Annotated in this window: 15 protein-coding genes; 4 read left to right on the top strand and 11 right to left on the bottom strand. The window is 45.0% G+C overall.

Annotation, left to right across the window (positions count from 1 at the left end):
* Positions 1–23 precede the first annotated feature (23 nt).
* The 4 genes from ACFOJ8_RS01720 to ACFOJ8_RS01705 all read right to left on the bottom strand — a co-directional run bounded on the left by ACFOJ8_RS01720 (position 24) and on the right by ACFOJ8_RS01705 (position 5,664).
* Complete coding sequence (locus tag ACFOJ8_RS01720) at positions 24–1,379, bottom strand: MmgE/PrpD family protein (RefSeq protein WP_380651810.1); 1,356 nt, start codon at positions 1,377–1,379, stop codon at positions 24–26.
* Between the two features lie 185 nt (positions 1,380–1,564).
* The gene (gene mqo / locus ACFOJ8_RS01715) at positions 1,565–3,046 is read right to left on the bottom strand and encodes a malate dehydrogenase (quinone) (RefSeq protein ID WP_380651807.1); all 1,482 of its coding nucleotides are present in this window, start codon (positions 3,044–3,046) and stop codon (positions 1,565–1,567) included.
* Positions 3,047–3,093: 47 nt separating this feature from the next.
* A complete protein-coding gene (locus tag ACFOJ8_RS01710; RefSeq protein WP_380651804.1) occupies positions 3,094–4,836 on the bottom strand; it encodes an L-lactate permease in 1,743 nt (580 codons plus the stop codon).
* A gap of 132 nt (positions 4,837–4,968) precedes the next feature.
* The gene (locus tag ACFOJ8_RS01705) at positions 4,969–5,664 is read right to left on the bottom strand and encodes a FadR/GntR family transcriptional regulator (protein ID WP_380651802.1); all 696 of its coding nucleotides are present in this window, start codon (positions 5,662–5,664) and stop codon (positions 4,969–4,971) included.
* A gap of 186 nt (positions 5,665–5,850) precedes the next feature.
* On the opposite strand from ACFOJ8_RS01705, the gene ACFOJ8_RS01700 reads away from it, so the two are divergent.
* Both ACFOJ8_RS01700 and ACFOJ8_RS01695 read left to right on the top strand, forming a co-directional pair.
* A complete protein-coding gene (locus tag ACFOJ8_RS01700; RefSeq protein ID WP_380651799.1) occupies positions 5,851–7,296 on the top strand; it encodes a carbon starvation CstA family protein in 1,446 nt (481 codons plus the stop codon).
* 12 nt (positions 7,297–7,308) lie between these two features.
* Positions 7,309–8,373, top strand: a complete 1,065-nt coding sequence (locus ACFOJ8_RS01695) for a branched-chain amino acid aminotransferase (protein ID WP_380651796.1) — start codon at positions 7,309–7,311, stop codon at positions 8,371–8,373.
* 59 nt (positions 8,374–8,432) lie between these two features.
* Here the strand turns inward: ACFOJ8_RS01695 and ACFOJ8_RS01690 are convergent, their stop codons facing one another.
* Entirely contained in the window at positions 8,433–9,179 is a 747-nt protein-coding gene (locus tag ACFOJ8_RS01690) for a 2-keto-4-pentenoate hydratase (RefSeq protein WP_380651794.1), read from the bottom strand.
* A 168-nt stretch (positions 9,180–9,347) separates the two neighbouring features.
* On the opposite strand from ACFOJ8_RS01690, the gene ACFOJ8_RS01685 reads away from it, so the two are divergent.
* Both ACFOJ8_RS01685 and ACFOJ8_RS01680 read left to right on the top strand, forming a co-directional pair.
* Positions 9,348–10,517 (top strand): aminotransferase class I/II-fold pyridoxal phosphate-dependent enzyme, encoded by a 1,170-nt coding sequence (locus ACFOJ8_RS01685; RefSeq protein WP_380651791.1) that lies wholly within the window; start codon positions 9,348–9,350, stop codon positions 10,515–10,517.
* A 22-nt stretch (positions 10,518–10,539) separates the two neighbouring features.
* Entirely contained in the window at positions 10,540–12,141 is a 1,602-nt protein-coding gene (locus ACFOJ8_RS01680) for a M20/M25/M40 family metallo-hydrolase (RefSeq protein WP_380651789.1), read from the top strand.
* Here the strand turns inward: ACFOJ8_RS01680 and ACFOJ8_RS01675 are convergent.
* The 6 genes from ACFOJ8_RS01675 to ACFOJ8_RS01650 form a co-directional block, all read right to left on the bottom strand.
* Positions 12,138–13,043, bottom strand: coding sequence for an AEC family transporter (locus tag ACFOJ8_RS01675; protein ID WP_380651787.1), 906 nt, complete (start codon positions 13,041–13,043; stop codon positions 12,138–12,140). The two genes, ACFOJ8_RS01680 and ACFOJ8_RS01675, sit on opposite strands and share 4 nt — an antisense overlap.
* Positions 13,044–13,138: 95 nt before the next feature.
* Entirely contained in the window at positions 13,139–14,590 is a 1,452-nt protein-coding gene (locus tag ACFOJ8_RS01670) for an anthrax toxin lethal factor-related metalloendopeptidase (RefSeq protein WP_380651784.1), read from the bottom strand.
* Between the two features lie 165 nt (positions 14,591–14,755).
* Entirely contained in the window at positions 14,756–16,684 is a 1,929-nt protein-coding gene (locus tag ACFOJ8_RS01665) for an FtsX-like permease family protein (protein WP_380659873.1), read from the bottom strand.
* Positions 16,674–17,435, bottom strand: coding sequence for an ABC transporter ATP-binding protein (locus ACFOJ8_RS01660; protein WP_380656974.1), 762 nt, complete (start codon positions 17,433–17,435; stop codon positions 16,674–16,676). Before ACFOJ8_RS01660 ends, ACFOJ8_RS01665 begins: the two co-directional genes overlap by 11 nt.
* A 99-nt stretch (positions 17,436–17,534) precedes the next feature.
* Positions 17,535–18,527, bottom strand: a complete 993-nt coding sequence (locus ACFOJ8_RS01655) for a sensor histidine kinase (protein ID WP_380651780.1) — start codon at positions 18,525–18,527, stop codon at positions 17,535–17,537.
* Positions 18,528–18,532: 5 nt separating this feature from the next.
* Complete coding sequence (locus tag ACFOJ8_RS01650; protein WP_380651778.1) at positions 18,533–19,210, bottom strand: response regulator transcription factor; 678 nt, start codon at positions 19,208–19,210, stop codon at positions 18,533–18,535.
* Between the last annotated feature and the right edge of the window lie 16 nt (positions 19,211–19,226).

The following is a 19,226-nucleotide window of genomic DNA, read 5'->3' as shown; positions in this document are numbered from 1 at the left end:
CACCTTTTCCTATATCATTATAACTATTTTGCATCTACCCGATTTTTAGGAAAAAGCACTTTTAAGTCTTCTACTTTCTCAAGTGAGAGTATCTTCTCAGAGATATTTTCACGCTCCGATTGATCCAGTTTTTGACTCAGCTGCATGAATTTTTCCAATAGTTCATCCTTCGTAACCGGCTGCTCCGGATCGCCTTTTGGATAATCTGTATCAAGCTCGATGTGCTTTCCATTTTTCAAAGTAACCTTCGCAATCGCCCCCCACTGGTTCGGGTAGGTATTATTTTTTGAGGGATCGACGTATATTCTTACCTTGGACATTACGTCTCTTATTTCTTCATTCCACAAGTTTTCTTCAGTAAATGTATAGAGACTTCCCTCCTGCAACACAAATGCATGTGCTGTACAATACTGGAGGCTGAATTTACCTTGATACACAGTCATCGGATTATCATTATTCGTAATGTTGATGGCAACCTGATATGTGCCAATCTCGATGCTTTCAATATCCTCTGCATCCAGTCTCCGCTCCCTAGACAATTCTGAAACCAGATCCATCGCATGATGTGTATGTCTGCAAGAGGCATGAACTTTGAAGGAGTTCTCCATTATCTTGTATGTCTCACCCAACCTCTCTGCTACTTTTGAAACATCATAATCATCACTCATCGCTTCGAAGAACCCACGATCCCCCTCCAATATACGGGTTGCTGCAGTAAAACCTTTCTGGGACAGAAGCCCGGCAATCACTCCATTCATTGCCGCTTTTCCAGGATGCAGTTGCTTTGACATCGCACCATCTTCTATGAACTCCCATAAACCGGCTGCCTGTGTTCCAGCACTACCCAAAGTGTGAACGATCTGTTCTTCAGATAAGTTGAGCAATTTAGCTACAGCTGCAGCTGCGCCAAATGTACCGCATGTTGCCGTGTTATGCCAGTAGTAATAGTGAGAAGGGGTTACTGCCTCACCAATCCTGTAGCATACCTCATAGCCAATAACTACTGCAGTAATTAAATCTTTACCGGAAAGATTATCTCGTTCGGCGATTGCCAGTGCGGCTGGAATAACAACAGTTGCTGCATGGATTATAGACCCCTTATGAATATCATCTTGTTCCACGATGTGACTGGATGCACCATTAAGTAATGCTGCATTCGTCACGGATGACTTCCCGCCAGTAATCAAAGTCGCCTGCTTAGCTCCCCCAAGTTCTTCGACTATCTCCTCTATCTTAGCAATGGGCAGTGTATCAGATCCTGCAATTGCAGAACTAAAATAATCGAGAATACAAAGCTTCGTAAATTCTACAACGTCATCCGGCAACTGCTCGTAAGAAACCGATCGTATATATGACGCAAGTGACTCGCTTAATTTCATCGTAACACCCCTTTTATGAAGTCATCTTCATTATATTGGATACAATAGCCAATTACAAATATTTTCTGAAAATTTATTTAATATAAAAGGCTTTGCCGAAGCAAAGCCTTTAAGCATTCGTATTCTATTGGTGTTTATAATTGAACGGAGAACAAACTGTTTATATAGGTGAAGGATGCCTTCTTCTATTTCAATCCAAGCTCCTTCGAAGTGGCCTTGCGGATTTCTTTCAGTAGCTCACTGTCTTCTATTAAGGATTGACCATATGAAGGAATCATTTCTTTAAACTTAGGTGTCCATTTTTCCATATATTGCGGGAAGTTTTTCTCAAAGACTTCAAGGGCGACAGATACAGAAGTAGAGGCCCCAGGAGATTCTCCAAGCAGGGCCATAACGGATTTGTCTTCAGAATGGACGACCTCTGTTCCAAATTGAATATATCCTTTTCCAAACGCATAGGTATCTTTGATCACCTGTACACGTTTCCCAGCTATGATCAGTTCCCAATCTTCATCTTTTGCTTCAGGTACAAACTTCCGCAATTCCTTCATCCGGTCTGCCTTATTCATCATCACCTGCTGGATAGAATATTTGACAAGTGCAGCATTCTTCAACCCGGAGGATGTCATGGTCAATATGTTATTTAGTTTAATAGATCTAAAAAGATCCATATTGGAGCCATGTTTCAAGAATTTGGGACCTATGGCTGCGAAAGGACCGAATAACAGGCTTTGATCCCCTTGGATATATCGTCTATCTAAATGAGGGACAGTCATCGGTGGTGTGTTTGGCGGTTCTTTCCCGTAAACCTTGGCACCGTGCTGTTCTACTATATCCGGATTCTTGCAGACTAGAAATGCGCCACTTATCGGGAAACCGCCAAGATTCCGACTCTCCGGAATTTTTGTTTTCTGCAGTAGTGGAATCGCGTTGCCTCCGGCTCCAATGAAGAGATAGTCCGCTATGTGATAGTCAATCCTATTCTCTTCGAGATTCCGTATCTTGACGCCCCATTTACCGTCTCTCCTTCTTTCGAAACCAAGCACTTCGTGATTGTAATAAACTTCAGCATTATCATGCCCACTGATGCTTTTCATCATTTTTCGAGTAAGTTCACCAAAATTGACATCCGTGCCTGTGTCTATTTTGCTTGCCGCAACAATTGCATCTCGGTCACGCCCCTTTACCATCAGAGGGATCCACTTCTCCAATTCATCAAGGTCTTGCGAATACTCCATACCTTCAAACATCGGCAATGGAGACAATGCTTCGTACCGTTTACGCAAAAAGTTCACATTATCTGAACCCTGCACAAAGCTGATATGAGGCAATGGACGAATAAACGCCTCCGGATTTTGTATTTCTCCACTTGTGACCAGATGTGCCCAGAACTGCTTAGAGACTTCGAACTGCTCATTTATTTCTTTTGCCTTTTCAATATCTATGGAGCCATCTTCTTGTTCGACTGTATAATTCAATTCGCAAAGTGCAGCATGCCCTGTTCCAGCATTATTTCTCTCGTTTGAGCTTTCTATCGCCGGTTGGTCCAATCTTTCGAACAATTTGATATTCCAGTCCGGCTCTATGTTTTTTAGCAATGATCCAAAAGTGCTGCTTAGAACGCCAGCACCTATCAGGATAACTTTTTTCGGTTCTGTATTATCCATTTTTCTGTCACCTTTCTAATTTAAATTATCTATTTCAATAATATTTCTTAGTTCGTTTCCATCCGCTTCTCCGAACGTAGAATCATTGATAATATGACTGCTAGTATCACGATGATGAGAAAGAGTCCGATATTCAAACCAAGACCATTCACCCATACGTATCCTACAGCCCCTGCAAGTACCAGGTAGAAGGTAGTTGGAATGAGAAGCCTTGAAATCAATGTGCCCTCTTTGCCGATAAGTCCTGCTGCTGCACTTGCTGCAACCACATTATGCACACAAATCATATTACCTGCAGCCCCGCCCACCGCTTGGAGCGCGACAATATAGAGTGGATTTGCACCGATCTGATCTGCTACTCCGAACTGGAAAAGACCAAACATCATGTTACTGACGGTATTACTGCCCGCCGCGAAGGCACCGAGTGCTCCAATAGCCGGCGAGATGAGCGGCCAGCTATCTCCAAATACATTTGCTGCCCCCTGTGCAAGGACAAGCGGCATGGAATCAAACCCGCCCGCATTGATACCTGAATTGATGAATACTTGCACAAGTGGTACCGAAACGATCAGTGCCGCCATCGCAGCGATAATGGTTTTTCCTGAAACCTTGAAGGCATTGGCCATGCCTCTACCATCGAGGCCGTGCAAAACACCTGTCAGGAGAGCGACCACAATGAATACAACCCCAGGAATCATAAATGGTGTCAAACTATGGTTGATGCCTGTGCCCAGTATATTCTCAAAAGAGACAACCCAGCTTGAAACCAGCGCACGCACTCCTAAAGCTTCAATCCGAGTAACAACAAGCAGCAGTGCGACAAGCACATACGGCATCCATGCTTTGATCATGGAAATGTTTCTAGCCGGCTTCACTTCGGTAGCAATATCACTGAACCATGATTTCCGCCACGTCTCACGTGGTTCGAAATCGAAGATGTTCTTAGGCATGAGGAATCCTTTCCTTGCCAGTGGAATGACGATTGCCATGCCGATGAGACCGCCGAGGAGTGACGGGAATTCCGGACCAAGGAAGTTGGCCACCAGCGAAAATGGAATGACAAAAGCAAGTCCGGCGAATATCGCGAACGGCCATATCGCGAAACCTTCCCTGAAACTTCTATTCTTCCCGAAGAACTTCGTCAACATGGCCGACATGAGTAATGGTACAAACAGCCCAACGATGGCGTGGAAGATAGACACTTGAGCACCGACATCAAAAACGAAACTAGACATCGCCTGGCCATTGGCACCTATGTAGCTATCGACGACTGGCTGGTTCTCAAGGCTCGTATTGACCCCGACTAAAATTGGGGTCCCGACCGCACCATAAGAAACAGGTGTCGACTGCAGCATCAATGCGATCATCACTGCTGCTAGGGCAGGAAAGCCGAGGGCAATCAGTAGGGGTCCGACAATTGTCGCCGGTGCGCCCCATCCTGCAGCGCCCTCAAGAAAAGTACCGAACAGCCATGCGACAATGATTGCTTGAACTCTTCTGTCTGGCGAAATACTGGTAAATGATGCGCGGATCGTATCTACCGCACCACTCTCTTTCAGTACATTCAGCAAAAGAACCGCGCCGAATACGATGACACCGACCTCAAGCGCAGTCATCACACCTTTCAGTGATGCTGCTGTAATACTGACAACCCCCATCTGCCAGCCAAAGTAAGCAATGAGTACTGTGATGATGAAACTGAAGAACATTCCTTTCCGAGCAGACCATCTTAAAATGACGAGAAAGAAGAAAATTGACAAAATCGGCAAGATGCTCAGTAGAACTAGCATGAATACCCCCCTATATCCCATAGTAGGTTATAGTCAGTCAGTCATCTGATGACTATATCTCTTTGTCTATTCTATGAAAGCGATTTCCTTTTGTCAAACTATTTCAAAAAAAAGAGACCCGTCAGGTCTCTTTCATCCGCCGTGCCGTGTCAGTAGAACCGATGCCACTTCCTCAAGATGGCCAAGCATCGCAGATCTCGCCTCTGCTACATCACGATGCATTATTGCCTCATGAATCGCCTGATGGTCGTCAAATATCTTCTGAATGGACTTCTTTTCTTCATAAAGCCATATCCTTCTCGTTTCCTTCATTGTCTCGATCATTTTCTCTGAGACATTACCGAGCAGATCGATGAGCATCTGATTACCTGTTGATTTTGCAATCGCCATATGAAACTCATAATCTGCCTGCTCCCCAAGTTCATTGTTCATCACAGCTGTGCGCATCTTATCGAGCGCATCCTGCATTTTTTCAAAATCGACCTCTTCTGCCTGACTGCATGCCAGTTCAACACAGCCGACTTCGATGATCCTTCGGAGTTCCAGCAAGTTCTCGATATCTTTTCTCGTAATGATTTCAAATGCATGCTCAAAACCGAGCGGCATGCGTGCTTTTATATAAGACCCCTGACCGTGTTTGACTTCTATGACATCCATCACACTGAGAGTATTCAACGCTTCTCTGATGGAAGCCGAAGACACTTGATATTGGTCTGCCATCTTAGCTATCGACGGCAGCTTGTCTCCTGGATTCAATATACCCTCCTTGACGTCCTTCATGATAAGGTCTGCAATCTCTTCATATATTTTCCTTCTTGATATGCTCATTGAATCGACCTCTTTTGGATTCTTTATGTGCGTTTATGATAGCACACATCGAATATTTACAGTAACTTATCAGTATATTGGTAATTTGTAATGAAAATGAAATCGAAATTATCAGAAAACAGGTTGCTTTATGTCTCTTATCTTGTTAAGATGTATACAATTTTCAAATATAGGGAGGCATTAGATATGTTGACACTCACTTTTTCCATTTTACTACTCATTCTCGGCTATGTGGTATATGGAAAGATGATTGAGAAAATTTTTGTCATCGACGACAAAAATGAGACACCCGCATATAAAAGCGGTGACGGTGTCGACTACATCCCAATGCACCCGATAAAAGGTTGGCTAGTACAACTTCTCAATATCGCAGGGCTTGGCCCCGTATTCGGCGCAGTTGCCGGTGCACTGTATGGACCTGTCGCACTCATCTGGATCGTTGTCGGTTGTATTTTCGCTGGTGCGGTACACGATTACTTCTCGGGAATGCTCAGTATCCGCAACAATGGCGCACAGTTCCCCGCACTGGTAGAGAAATATCTCGGAAAGAGTGTGAAACTCTTCATCTATGTCGTTTCACTGGCACTTATGATTCTTGTTGCCGCCGCTTTCACTGCAGGACCTGCAGAGCTCATATCAATGAAAACAGGTGGTGCCATTCCGTTCTTCGTTGCATTGGTCGTCATTTTTGCATATTTCCTCATCGCAACAGTGCTGCCGATTAATAAGATCATTGGCAGAATATATCCGATATTCGGTGCCATCCTGATCATCATGGCAGTGTCGGTGTTCATCGGTCTCCTCTTTTCAGGCGCAACAGTACCGAATCTAACACTTTCTACTGCACATCCTGAGGGGTTGCCCGTATGGCCGCTCTTGATGGTTACCATCTCGTGTGGTGCCATTTCAGGTTTCCACTCGACACAGAGTCCGATCATCGCCCGCACCATCCGCAAGGAATCTGATGCCCGGCGCGTTTTCTTCGGGGCCATGATCGCAGAAGGCGTCATCGCACTGATCTGGGCTACTGCCGGCATGACGTTTTTCGGCGGAACGAACGGTCTAGGTGCCGCATTGGCCAATGGAGGTCCTGCAGGTGTCATCGACACGATCTCCATCGAATATCTCGGTGCTGCCGGTGCATTTCTAGCATTCATGGGCGCTGTCGTTCTCCCAATAACAACAGGAGATACGGCCCTCCGTTCCTCCCGGATGATCCTGACCGAAGCAGTTGGGAAGTTCGTCAAAGTTGCCAACAGGAAAAAGATGCTTATCATGACTGTATGTGTGGCAGTACCAGCCTTTCTGCTCGCCACAATCGACTATTCCTTCCTCTGGAGGTACCTCGGCTTTACTAACCAGACCGTCTCGGCGACAATGCTCTGGGTGGCCACGGCCTACCTTATCAAAGAAGGTAAGTTACACTTTATTGCAGGCATTCCAGCCTTGTTCATGACGGGCGTTGTCGGCACCTATTTCTTCTACGCACCTGAAACGCTGAATATGAAATATGAAATTTCACTGGCACTTGGAATGATTCCAGTGCTCGCTACAGCCGGACTTTACATTAGAGCAGTCTACAAATATAGAGGCAGAACATCGCAAAACTTACGCACATCGGCTAACAATTAAGGAGGAATTTATATGGCACAAACACTACAGATAGAACGGGCAAATCAATTGAAGAATAAGCCGGACGTTTCGACAATCAAGTTCGGTACAGTATTTACAGACTATATGTTCACCAGCAGGTATACATCGGAATACGGCTGGTCGGAGTCTTCCATCATCCCTTATCAGAACCTGCAAATTTCACCAAGCTGTCAAGCAATCCATTATGGTCAATCCGTGTTTGAAGGGCTTAAAGCTTATAAAAATGGTGACGATGTATTGGTTTTCAGACCTGATCAAAACTTCAAGCGGATGAATCAGTCACTTTCCCGCCTCTCCATGCCCGAAATAGACGAGGAGAACGCGCTCAATGCTCTCCTAGAACTCCTTAGGGTCGAACGAGATTGGGTGCCGAATGGCGATGGCCAGTCGCTCTATATCAGACCTTTCGTCTTTGCAGATGAACCGTTCCTCGGTGTACGGCCTTCTGAGTCCTACCAGTTCAACATCATCCTTTCACCTGTCGCGAGCTACTACGGTGCGCAACTGAATCCATCGAGCCTTTATGTGGAAGATGACTTTGTTCGTTCTGTGCGCGGGGGTGTCGGATTTGCGAAAGCAAGCGGCAACTACGCTGCAAGCTTGCTTGCCCAAAAGAAGGCAAACGAGCTCGGTTATGAACAGGTACTATGGCTCGATGGTGTTGAACAGAAATATGTCGAAGAAGTCGGAAGTATGAACATCTTTTTCGTCCGGGATGGCGAACTTGTCACGCCGAAACTGAACGGCTCCATCCTACCTGGTATTACACGCAAATCGCTCATTGAACTTGCCGAGTATAAAGGCTACACCGTGAAAGAGGAGTCGATCCATATCGACGATCTTGCCAACGATCTGCATAATGGCAGAATTACGGAAGTCTTTGGTGCCGGTACAGCTGCAGTCATCTCTCCGGTCGGCCGACTGAACATTCATGGCGTCGATCACATCGTCAATGACAACCAGATCGGTCCAGTGTCGGAGGATCTCTACAATCATTTCACCGACATCCAGTATGGGCGTCAGGAAGATCCATTTGGCTGGGTTGTAAAACTTTAATACGTGATTAAGAAAGCCCTTCGGAGTGCACTTTAGAAGTGTCCTCCGAAGGGCTTTTCCTATACTTTGACTTCAAACACAACTGTTCCCACATTCTCATAGACGATTTCATAGGTTCCAAGTTCAAGTACAACCGGCAAATTGAAAGTACCCGAGGAAACGAACAGGCCGGATTTCAGCACCTTCCCTTCTTCTGCAAGTGCTCCAGCCAGCCACTTCACCGCTTTTGCAGGATGTCCCAGTACTTCTGTTGAATGTCCCTCTTTTACGACGTTGCCATTATGCAAAAGCGTGCCTTTGATTCCGTTGATCCCATCGTAATCATGATGCGCGGCACTACCATATATGACTGCCCCATTTACTGCACCATCTGCGATGATTTCGTTCAATGTCGTATTCGGAAACCAGTCCTTATAGCGGGCATCGGGTACTTCTGCCCCAGGCGCTACTCGGCACTTTTTCATGATCTCAACTTCCGTATCTTCTGCATTGATATCTTCATCTATCAAAAAGATAAGCTCCATTTCGAGGAGCGGTTGGTTGTAGTCCGTCAGATGAATCTCCTTTTTCACTGTACGGTCTGTCATCCTGCCATAGAGTGGTGACTCACTATTAAATAAGTTCTGTGTCTCTAGACTCGTCAGACTGATTTTATACCCCATCAGCACCTCACTGTTCTCTTTCTTCAAGTCAATTACTGCATTCTGAATACTATATGCCTCCTTGGCAGAAGCAATATCTAATGCACCGAGTGCAAGTGGTTCGTTTGTTGAGTAGGCGGTATACAACTGTTCTGCAACTGACATGGTCATCCTCCTTTACTTTATAACAATATAACATATCTGAAAATAAATATTTATCACCATTTTCGCATCATTATGAATAAAAGATTGTGGCAGCAATCCAATATTGATATCATATCCCTATCTATTCATAATGAATTCTATACTAACATTGCCACAAGGAGGCACAACATGCTCGATATCAACCCAATCGCAAAGACCATCCAAGTTCCTGGAATACGCGTTTTCTCAAACAAGGTCGCAGAATATCAGGACGGCATCAACCTGACCATTGGACAGCCTGACTTCCCGACTCCTGCGAATGTAAAAGAAGCAGCAATCACTGCCATCCGTGAGAGTAGAACGGGCTATTCCCACAACGCCGGTCTCCTTGAACTGAGAGAGAGTGTCGCTGATTTCTTCCAGGATACTTACAATTTCTCGTATGCACCGGAGACAGAAATCATCGTCACAAATGGCGCAAGCGAAGGACTCGATTCGGTTTTACGAACGATTATCGAACCAGGTGACGAAGTCATCCTACCTGCTCCAACGTATTCTGGATACGATTCACTTGTCCGGTTGAACGGTGGGACCCCTGTTCATATGGACATATCCACATCAAGCTTCAAACCTGAAGCAGAAGCAATCAAACGTACTGTTACAAATAAGACGAAAGCAATCATATTCAACCATCCTTCGAACCCGACAGGGGTCTCACTATCGTATGACGAAATGGCTGTATTGGCAGACACATTGAAGTCACTTGACGTGTTTGTTATATCGGATGAAATATACAGCGAGAACACCTTTGCCGGAAAACATACTTCTTTCGGATCGTTCGCTTCACTTCGAGATAAACTAATCATCATCCATGGACTCTCAAAATCCCATGCTATGACGGGGTGGCGTCTCGGCTTTGTATTGGGACCGGCTGATACCATGAAATATGTACTCAGGATACACTTGAACAATTCCATCTGCGCCTCATTACCAAGCCAGTATGCAGCCATCGAGGCACTTAAAAACACACGGAATTTCCCTCTGGAGATGAATGAAAAGTATATAGAACGCAGAGATTTCCTTCATGAGAAACTGACTGGAATGGGACTCGACTGTGAAATTCCAACAGGCGCGTTCTATATCTTCCCAAATATAACAGCGACCGGCTTTGACGACGTCACTTTTGCAGAACGACTACTTGAAGAAGAGCACGTCGCAGTCGTCCCGGGCTCCACTTTCTCTAAAGAAGGCAGAAACCATATCAGGATTTCGTACGCCAGTGCCATGGCCCATCTTGAAGCAGGTATGCACCGGATGGAACGTTTTGTCAGAAAATATCAGAATCAAAATAAAGAGTAAGATTGCATAGGGAGGACGCATAATGTTTTGGGAATCGCAAAAGCAGCTTGAAGAACTGGTCTGCCGGCTTGTTTCTTGGGAAAGTCGGACGGCCACGGAGGGGGAGATTCTGTTTCCTTTCAAACTAAAGGACGAACTGGCGAAACTGGAATACTTCCAGCAGCGACCGGAATACCTTAAGCATCATGATGCAGGAAGGAAAAGAAATAGTTTGTCTGCACTTTACAGGCACGAGACAGCCAGCAAAACGATTATTCTGATGAGTCATTTCGACACAGTGCATACGAAGGAATTTGGTTCAAGCAGCCGTCTTGCATTTTCACCCTACGAACTCGGCCGTCGTTTCAAAGAAATTGCGGACGATTTTCCCGAATCCGTCAGAGCGGATATTCTCTCTGACGAATATCTTTTCGGCAGAGGTACCATGGATATGAAGATGGGCATTGCGCTCCACATGCATCTGCTCGAGAAGGCCATTGCGAATAACTGGCCGATCAATCTGGTCCTCCTCACTGTTCCGGACGAAGAAGTGGACTCTGCCGGAATGCGTACAGCGGTTACTCATCTCAAAGACCTAGCCGATCGGCATACGCTCGACTATGCCCTTTTCATAAACAGTGAGCCGAGCTTTACCCAATACCCTGGCGACCCGAACTACTATTTCTATTCCGGGACGATCGGAAAGATCATGCCTTCTGTACTCTTTCATGGCGTCGAGACCCACGTCGGAGAACCACTCAGCGGCCTCAATGCGCACTTCATGGCATCATTTCTTAACCAGCAGATGGAGTTCAGCAACGTCTTTTCTGAAACAGTCTACGGGGAACGGACACCTCTGCCTGTAACATTGAAATATTATGATATGAAAACGGACTACTCGACTCAGACGTCCAATCATGTTGCGGCATTCTACAACGTCTTTGCGATGGAACAGAATGCAGAAGAGGTTTTCACCAAGTTCAATCAGCTGGTCGAAGAGACGATGACCCAGTGCCAGAACAGCTATGAGACAATATGCCAGAGAGAGGGAGTACATCCTGTCGGCCAGATACGTACCCTGTCCTATCAGGCACTATATGACTATATGCTACGAAAGCATGGTCAGATGAAGATTGACGAGATCGTCACTCAATACATCGCCCGTGATGATTTGGATGACAGGGAAAAATCCATGCATATTGCAAACCGCATGATTACCTACTGCAAAGAACTTGTCCCCCTTGCAGTGACGTTGTTCGTCCCTCCCTACTATCCTGCTGTCAATACCTCTGAAGCTCCACTGGTCAGAGGCGTTTCCCGCGTTGTACAGGAATTTCTCGATACCAATTATGGCATCATACCTAAAGAAATCCACTATTTTAACGGCATCTCCGATGCCAGCTACACAGCCTACGACAGTCACGATGCCAGCTGGCAAACATATAAGATCAATACGCCTGTCTGGGGAGAAACTTACACCATTCCTTTTGAGTCTATGCAGAATCTGCAAGTGCCACACGTAAACATCGGACCATTCGGCAAAGACCCACACAAGTTAACCGAGCGGTTGCACAAGCAGAGCGGATATGAAATCACCCCTAAACTACTCGAGGCAGTAGTGAAGTATTGCATGAATGCACCCTAAATTCCAAGAAGATATAGACAGATCGGTATCGTAATCAAACTGAACAGTGTAGTGACGAGGGTCGAGAAGGAAACAAGATTCGGTTTTACATTGAACTGGACAGCCAGCATGGTGGAATTGGCGGCAACCGGCATCGCATTCAGTATGACGAAGACAGCCTTCATCGTATCGTCGATCGGCATGAAGAGTACAAGTACCATTGCGACGATCGGAGATATGAGCATTCTGACAGCAACAACTGTCGTAATATTATTTAGTTTGAACTTTTCTCTGGTAATCTGTGCCAGCTGCATGCCAAGAATGAGCATAACAACCGGAATAGAGGTATTGCCGGTCATCTCGATAATTTCCATCAGCTTATCATCAATTGTGAGGTTTAAAAGCTGGAGAATAATACCGGCAAGTGCGCCGTAGATGACGGGGATTCGGAAGATGCTGATTACCGCCTCCCTGACAGAGATTGTTGCGCCATTACCGAACGAAGCGATGAAGATGCCGATTGTACTGATAATAAAGCCATGCAGCACCATCAGTACAACTGCATAGTCAAACGCCGTAGCACCAATCGCAAAAAGTACGACAGGGGATCCATAATTTCCACTGTTCGGAAACAAAGTGCCGAGTAGCATAGCTGAAATATCTTCTTTAGTCGATTTCATGAAAAAACCAATACCAACCGTGATTCCTGCAAGAATGGCTGTGATGATCAACGAGTAGAGGAATAGATAGAAATAATCAACCGTAATTTCATTGCGGTAGAAAGTGTTGAAGGTGAGTAGAGGCAATAGTATGTATAGTGCCAGCGCAGAAACAGATTTGATATCCATCTTTAGCAGTTTCTGTGCGGCATACCCTGCTCCGAATATGAGAAAAACAGGAAGTATAATCATTAAAAGTTGCATCTGTTCCCATCCTTTTTACTTATTTTACATGATTCCATCATAGGGCATAGTGAAATAAAAAAGAAGCTGGATTTGATCCAGCTCCTGTGGTTTGATTACCTTCTTCTAAGCAAAACGACTGTAGCGATAGCAGCAAGGACGAAAAGGACGATGCCACCAATAATCAGCAAAGTGTTAGAAGACTCGGCTGTCGCCTGTCCACTCTCTTGTGCCGTATCTATTTCCGCTTCAGTTTCTGCTTCGTCCGCATCTTCTGGACTCTCTTCTGTACTTTCAACAGTCGATGCTTCTTCAGTAGCGGGTTCAACCGTTGTTTCTTCTGAACGTTCTTCGGTCATCTCCGCTTCAGAAGAGGACTCTATCGGCTCTTCTGTCGAGGCTTCGGTACTTTCCTCACCATTCGTTTCCTCGGCAACATCTTCTTCAGCGACTTTTGCCTCGTCGTTATTTGAAAGGGCATCTGATAATGTCGTTACAGATTCATCAACCTGGTCTTGTCCTACGCTGTCGTCTTCAATCAGCGCATATGCATTTTCAAGTGCAGATTGCAGTTCAGGTGCTCTGGATTCTGCCGGCACCGCTTCTACTTCATCGATTATCTGTTCAAGTTCCGTGGTTTCGACTACTGGTGCATCACTGACATCTGTCGTTGTTGCGGTTCTAAAATAGGAAGTCAGCAGCGGATTATTATTTTGATCCATTGCACGCACATGATAATTATAAGTGGTAGATGTCTCAATTCCAGTGTCCTGATAATAGCTTTCCTGTGTCGTATCTACAAGCGTATCATCCCGGTATACTTCGTAATAAGCGGCACCCTCAAGTGGATCCCATGAAAATTCAGCTGTGTTGCCTGTCGTTCCTTTAATAGTGACGAGTCTATTGTGGAAAGAAGCCATGAACTGGTACGTCATCGGTGCGCGTTCAGCCAGACGGGCACTCGCGCTCCCCCCAAGGTAGTACATTGCGAAAGTCTCTGCAAAGTACTCTCCAGGCACATCAAAGTAGCTCGGCACTTCGTGATCGTAAAAAAGGTTATCCTTCTCCTGAGCCATTATATCCATGAATTCCTGCGAGCCACTTACTGTGAAACCTGCAGCATAACTGTCGACAGCATGACCATATTCGTGCAATTCAAGATTTATGGTTGAGTGACCATTACCGGGGTTACTGTAGCCGATTCTGGCAGCAGTCGTGTAGCCACCAGCACCCGGTACGTCATCCCATGTCTGACCGGTGTTCTCCCAGCCTCTAGGGGTAACTCCGGAAAGGTATGCGAATTCCGGCAGTTCAGTCAACGGCTGGTCCATCAATATGATTCGGACACCCGCGCGGTCCGTATGCGCCAGTATCCTTTCATCCACCCAACTGAGGCGGTTGATCATCGCCTGGGCCTCGTTCGCGTCATAATTGCCATCCGGATCTCTGATTTCAATCATGTTCTGGAGGCTCGGACTCGCTGCTGATGCCTGGATTGGAAAGAATGCTGTGATCATCAGCATTAAGCCAAGCACCGTAGCAACGCCCGAGAGGGTCTTCTGTTTCATATATTTCCCTACCTTCATTCAAGTTTCCTTATTATCGTATTCCCCATAATACGCCCTTTAGTCATTTTGGTCATGCAATATGGTAGTGAGTTCACTGAATTCTCACAAAGATAAAAACCAGGAAGCGCTCTTGTTCCTGGTTTTCTCTATTAGATTTGATTCAAATTAATTCAGACTCTCTCTAACGACACGCTTATAATAGAGTAGCGATAGAACTGCAAATATAGAGTAGAGTACCGTGTAGACACCCATTACGATCAACATCGGTGTCCACATTTCTGTTCCAAACAAGAACCACCCGGCATTGACTGCAAAATATGCGTGCAAGAGACCAATCAACAGTGGAATACCAAAAGTGATAACCATCCGAGTTGAAAGACCTTTGATGATTTCGCGTTCGGAAAACCCGAGTTTTCTAAGGACAGTATAACTCCCTTTTTCATCTTCACTCTCACCAACTTGTTTGAAGTAGAGAATACATCCCGAAGTCAAAAGGAAAGAAAATCCAACGAAGGCAATGATGAACATCGCTAGTCCATTCGCTTGCATCTGCGTCGTATATTGCTGAATTTTAGACGCAAATGCCGGACGATCTTCTCTGTCCATCAGGTTGAATATTTCCATGCTGTCTCCTTCAGTAATATCGATGGCGTACATTGTTCTTTCTAGGTCGCCTTGAATTTCCTGTGGGCGGTTTTCCATCAATTCCTTATACACTGTCCCGTCAACAATCGCAACGGGACTGCCGTATGAAACCATATTGGATAAGACAGACTGATCTTCCACATCTATCAGTTCTAGAGTACGCTCGTAGTCGTCCCCAACAAATGTGACACCTTCATTGACGGTGTAGTCGATAAACGAACCGACGAGTGTGGAGGTACCGGTGATGACTGTTTGGTTCGGTTGCAGTGATATCCCATCAAAATCCGCATCACTTACTACCGCCATGTTTAACTCCGGTTCATCGAACCCCAGACTTTCGAGATCTCCTTGTATTGCCCCCTCTTCCTTAACAACTGCATCCGTCGTTTTAACTGTAAAGAACTGGTGATCAACACCTGCTTCATTGAGCAGTGTTGCGTAGTAGTCGAGCCCCTCCTCGTCGTAGAACGTGTAATCGCGTGGCATTGTATTTTCTACCGTCTGCTCGACGGAGTAATAGGTGATATAGGCAAGTGACATCAAACCGATGCTGAGTGCACTGATGATACTGATTATCGTCAAAAGAAATGCATTGGATTTTATATTGAACATAATACGTGTCAGAGACAAGACGTCTGTTACGTTGACATGTCCTCGCTTTGACTTTCTGATGATATTCAGTAGAAATGACACGGAAAACTTGAATGTAATGTACGTGCCGACGATTGTTAAACCCAAGACTGCGAATGTGAGCGGAATGATGATAGCTATAGAGTCGACCAGTTCAGTCGAGAGATAGTAACCAAGTGCAATCATTCCGATACCTAACACACCCATGATTAAGGTACCAGTACCGAGGCGTCTATTATCAGATTCATTGGTCCTATCAAGTGTAATCATATCGATCAGTTTTGTCCGTTTCAAAAAGAGGAAGTTTTGGGCGAGCAGTAAAATGAAAATGGCAATGAACAGTACAGCCGTTTGTATAACTGCTTCCATTGAAAAATTTAGCCCGATGGACAACTCAATCTGCATGATGCTAAGCAAAACCATCAGTAATACTCTCGATAGTAGGAAGCCAAAAAGGATGCCCATAATTAAGCTACCGAAGTAGATGATGGCATTTTCGAGCAGCAGTATTCTAAAGACTTTGCTGATATTTAATCCAATGAGTTGGAAAAGGGCAAGTTCTGTATTCCTGCGTTTTAAAAATATCGAATTCGCAAACATGACAAAGGTGACGATGATGATGATAAGCAATACGGAACCCACTAGAAAGCCAGTGGACATCATTGTTCCGGAAGCCAATTCGTCGGCTGCGCTATCATCTTTAGACATGAGTACAAAAGAAAAGTAAAGCGACACACTAAATACAAGGGCAAATACATATAATCCGTAATTCTTTAAGTTTCTAAAGAAATTTTTAAAGATTAGTCGATTAAGACTCAACGCTGACACCCCCCAGTACACTTTGTGTGTTCATAATTTCTTTAAAGAAATCTTCTTGGGAACGTTCCCCTTTTCTAAGTGTGGAATAGACAATGCCGTCTTTGAGAAATACGACGCGACTGGAATAGCTTGCAGCAGTAGCATCATGTGTCACCATCATGATTGTGGAATGACTATTTGTATTGATCTGCTTTAATTTCATCAAAAGGCTACTTGCAGATTTTGAGTCGAGTGCCCCAGTCGGCTCATCTGCAAAAATTATCTTTGGCTGATGGATGAATGCACGGGCCGCACTTGTTCGCTGCTGCTGGCCCCCTGAAATTTCGTTCGGATACTTATCACTCAAGTCGAAGATACCGAGTTCCGTGGCGACGATTTCAAACTGCCTCTCTACTTCACTCTTCTTCATATCTCTAATAGATAATGGAAGTAAAATATTCTCTTTCACTGTCAATGTATCAAGCAGATTGTACTGTTGGAAGATAAACCCGAGATCGTTTTTCCTGAAATCCGCCAGCCTCTTATCCTTCATTGTAGTGATATCTTCCCCTTCAATGAAAATATGACCGCTACTCACCCGGTCGATTGAACTGAGTACATTAAGGAGTGTTGTTTTACCTGAGCCCGACGCACCCATGATTGATACAAACTCACCCTTCTCGATGTCCAAATCAATACCTTTCAACACCTCAGTGCGATTGAGCCGGTTGCCATAGGACTTTTTGATTTCTTTCGTTTCAAGCATCATAATGACGCCTCCCCTGTTTTAATATACTTATATTCTATATGTATCTGAGCCATCGGTCGTTTGATTTAGGTGACAGAAGTGAAAAGCCATGTGACATTATTGTCACATGGCCTTCAATTTATGATATCTATTCTGTTTTGCGAATGTCAGCGCCATCTCTGTCCCTTTGCCGTACTCCGATGTTGCATTGATTGTAATGTTCATCGCTTCAGCAGCTTGGTGTGCCAAGTATAGACCCATACCTGTCGATTGGATATCATCATGATTGCTGGTGGAGGTAAAACCCGCTTCGAATATTCGCGGCAGGTCCTCAGGACGGATGCCCCTACCGTGATCTTTTACTGTTAGAAGCATCGCATCATCTGCTATACGACTTTCTACCCTTATTTCATCATTGACAGTATATTTTACGCTATTGCTGATGATTTGATCGATGATGAATGCAAGCCATTTTACATCTGTTTCGACTGTCGCTTCCGTTATCTCCACGTCAAACCCGATGTCTTTTTCCATGCAGAGGGGCCTAAGCTTATTGATGCTGCGACTTATAATGGGACCGAGCTCGACTGTCTCGAAGTAGAGGTCGTTCTGGATGTTCGGCAACCGCTTCATATAGAGCATCTCGTTTAACATCCCGTCCAAGCGTTGCCATTCATTCAACAATTTCACTCGTTCAGTTCCCTGCGTATCATCGAGTAGTAGCTTCAGCATCGTCATCGGCATTTTCATATCGTGGATCCAACGGGTCGTTTCATCTATATTTTCTTTCGTCTTGACTGATTCGGCATCCATGCGGGTGTTATGGGACTTTTTCACTTCCATCAGGCGCTCATGAAGGGCACGGTTGAAAACGAGTCGTGGGACAGGCAAACCTTCGATGTCTTCAACATCTTCCATCTTCATCAACTCTTTAACATAGTTTCTGTCTTTGAAGTAATGATAGATAGCAAACAGAAGGAAAATCACCGTATTGATAATGACAATATAGACAATCGACAAGTTGTTAACTGCGATATCCAACAGACCGATTCCAAGTGTGACACAATTAATCAGGATGAATAAGAGCCACCAGCGCAGATGATTCGTAAAGTACATGATGTTCACTCCTTCAGCATATAGCCAAGCCCCGTTTTAGTGACAATGGCTTCATGAAGCCCCATCTCTTCCAATTTTTTGCGTATACGGTTAACGTTGACGGTCAATGTATTATCACTGATGAATTTTGCATCGTCCCATAACTGTGCGATCAGATCATCCCTTGAGACGACCTGATCCTTGTTTGCAGCCAATACGGACAGGATGAAAGATTCATTTTTGGTCAACTCTATCACTTGACCGGATCGCGCTCCAGTCAACCGTTTGAAATCAAAAACAGCATCTCTGAAATGGACGACATCAAGGGCCTGATTCTGATACTGGTAGGTCCGCCTCAGTAGTGCATCGATTTTAGCCACCAAGACATCGAAGTTGAAAGGTTTCTGGATGTAGTCGTCACTGCCCATCTGCATGCTCATCACCATATCAGATGGATGGTCACGTGAGGATAAAAAGATGATCGGCAGGCTCGAGACGTCCCGTATCCTTCTACACCAGTAGAAACCATCGTACTTCGGCAGAGTGATGTCGATTAGGACAAGCTCAGGTTCAAAACCGATGAAATCGTTCAAAACATTCGAAAAGTCCGATACACCAGAAACCGTATGGTCCCATTCCTCGAGCCGCGCTTTCAATTCTTCGTAAAGTGCCAGATCGTCTTCGATAATGAATATTCTAGACACCATGATAGCCCCGCTT

The sequence above is a fragment of the Salinicoccus sesuvii genome (assembly GCF_042648145.1).
GTDB classification, from domain to species: Bacteria; Bacillota; Bacilli; order Staphylococcales; family Salinicoccaceae; genus Salinicoccus; species Salinicoccus sesuvii.
This window is presented reverse-complemented; position numbering and strand designations above follow the sequence as displayed.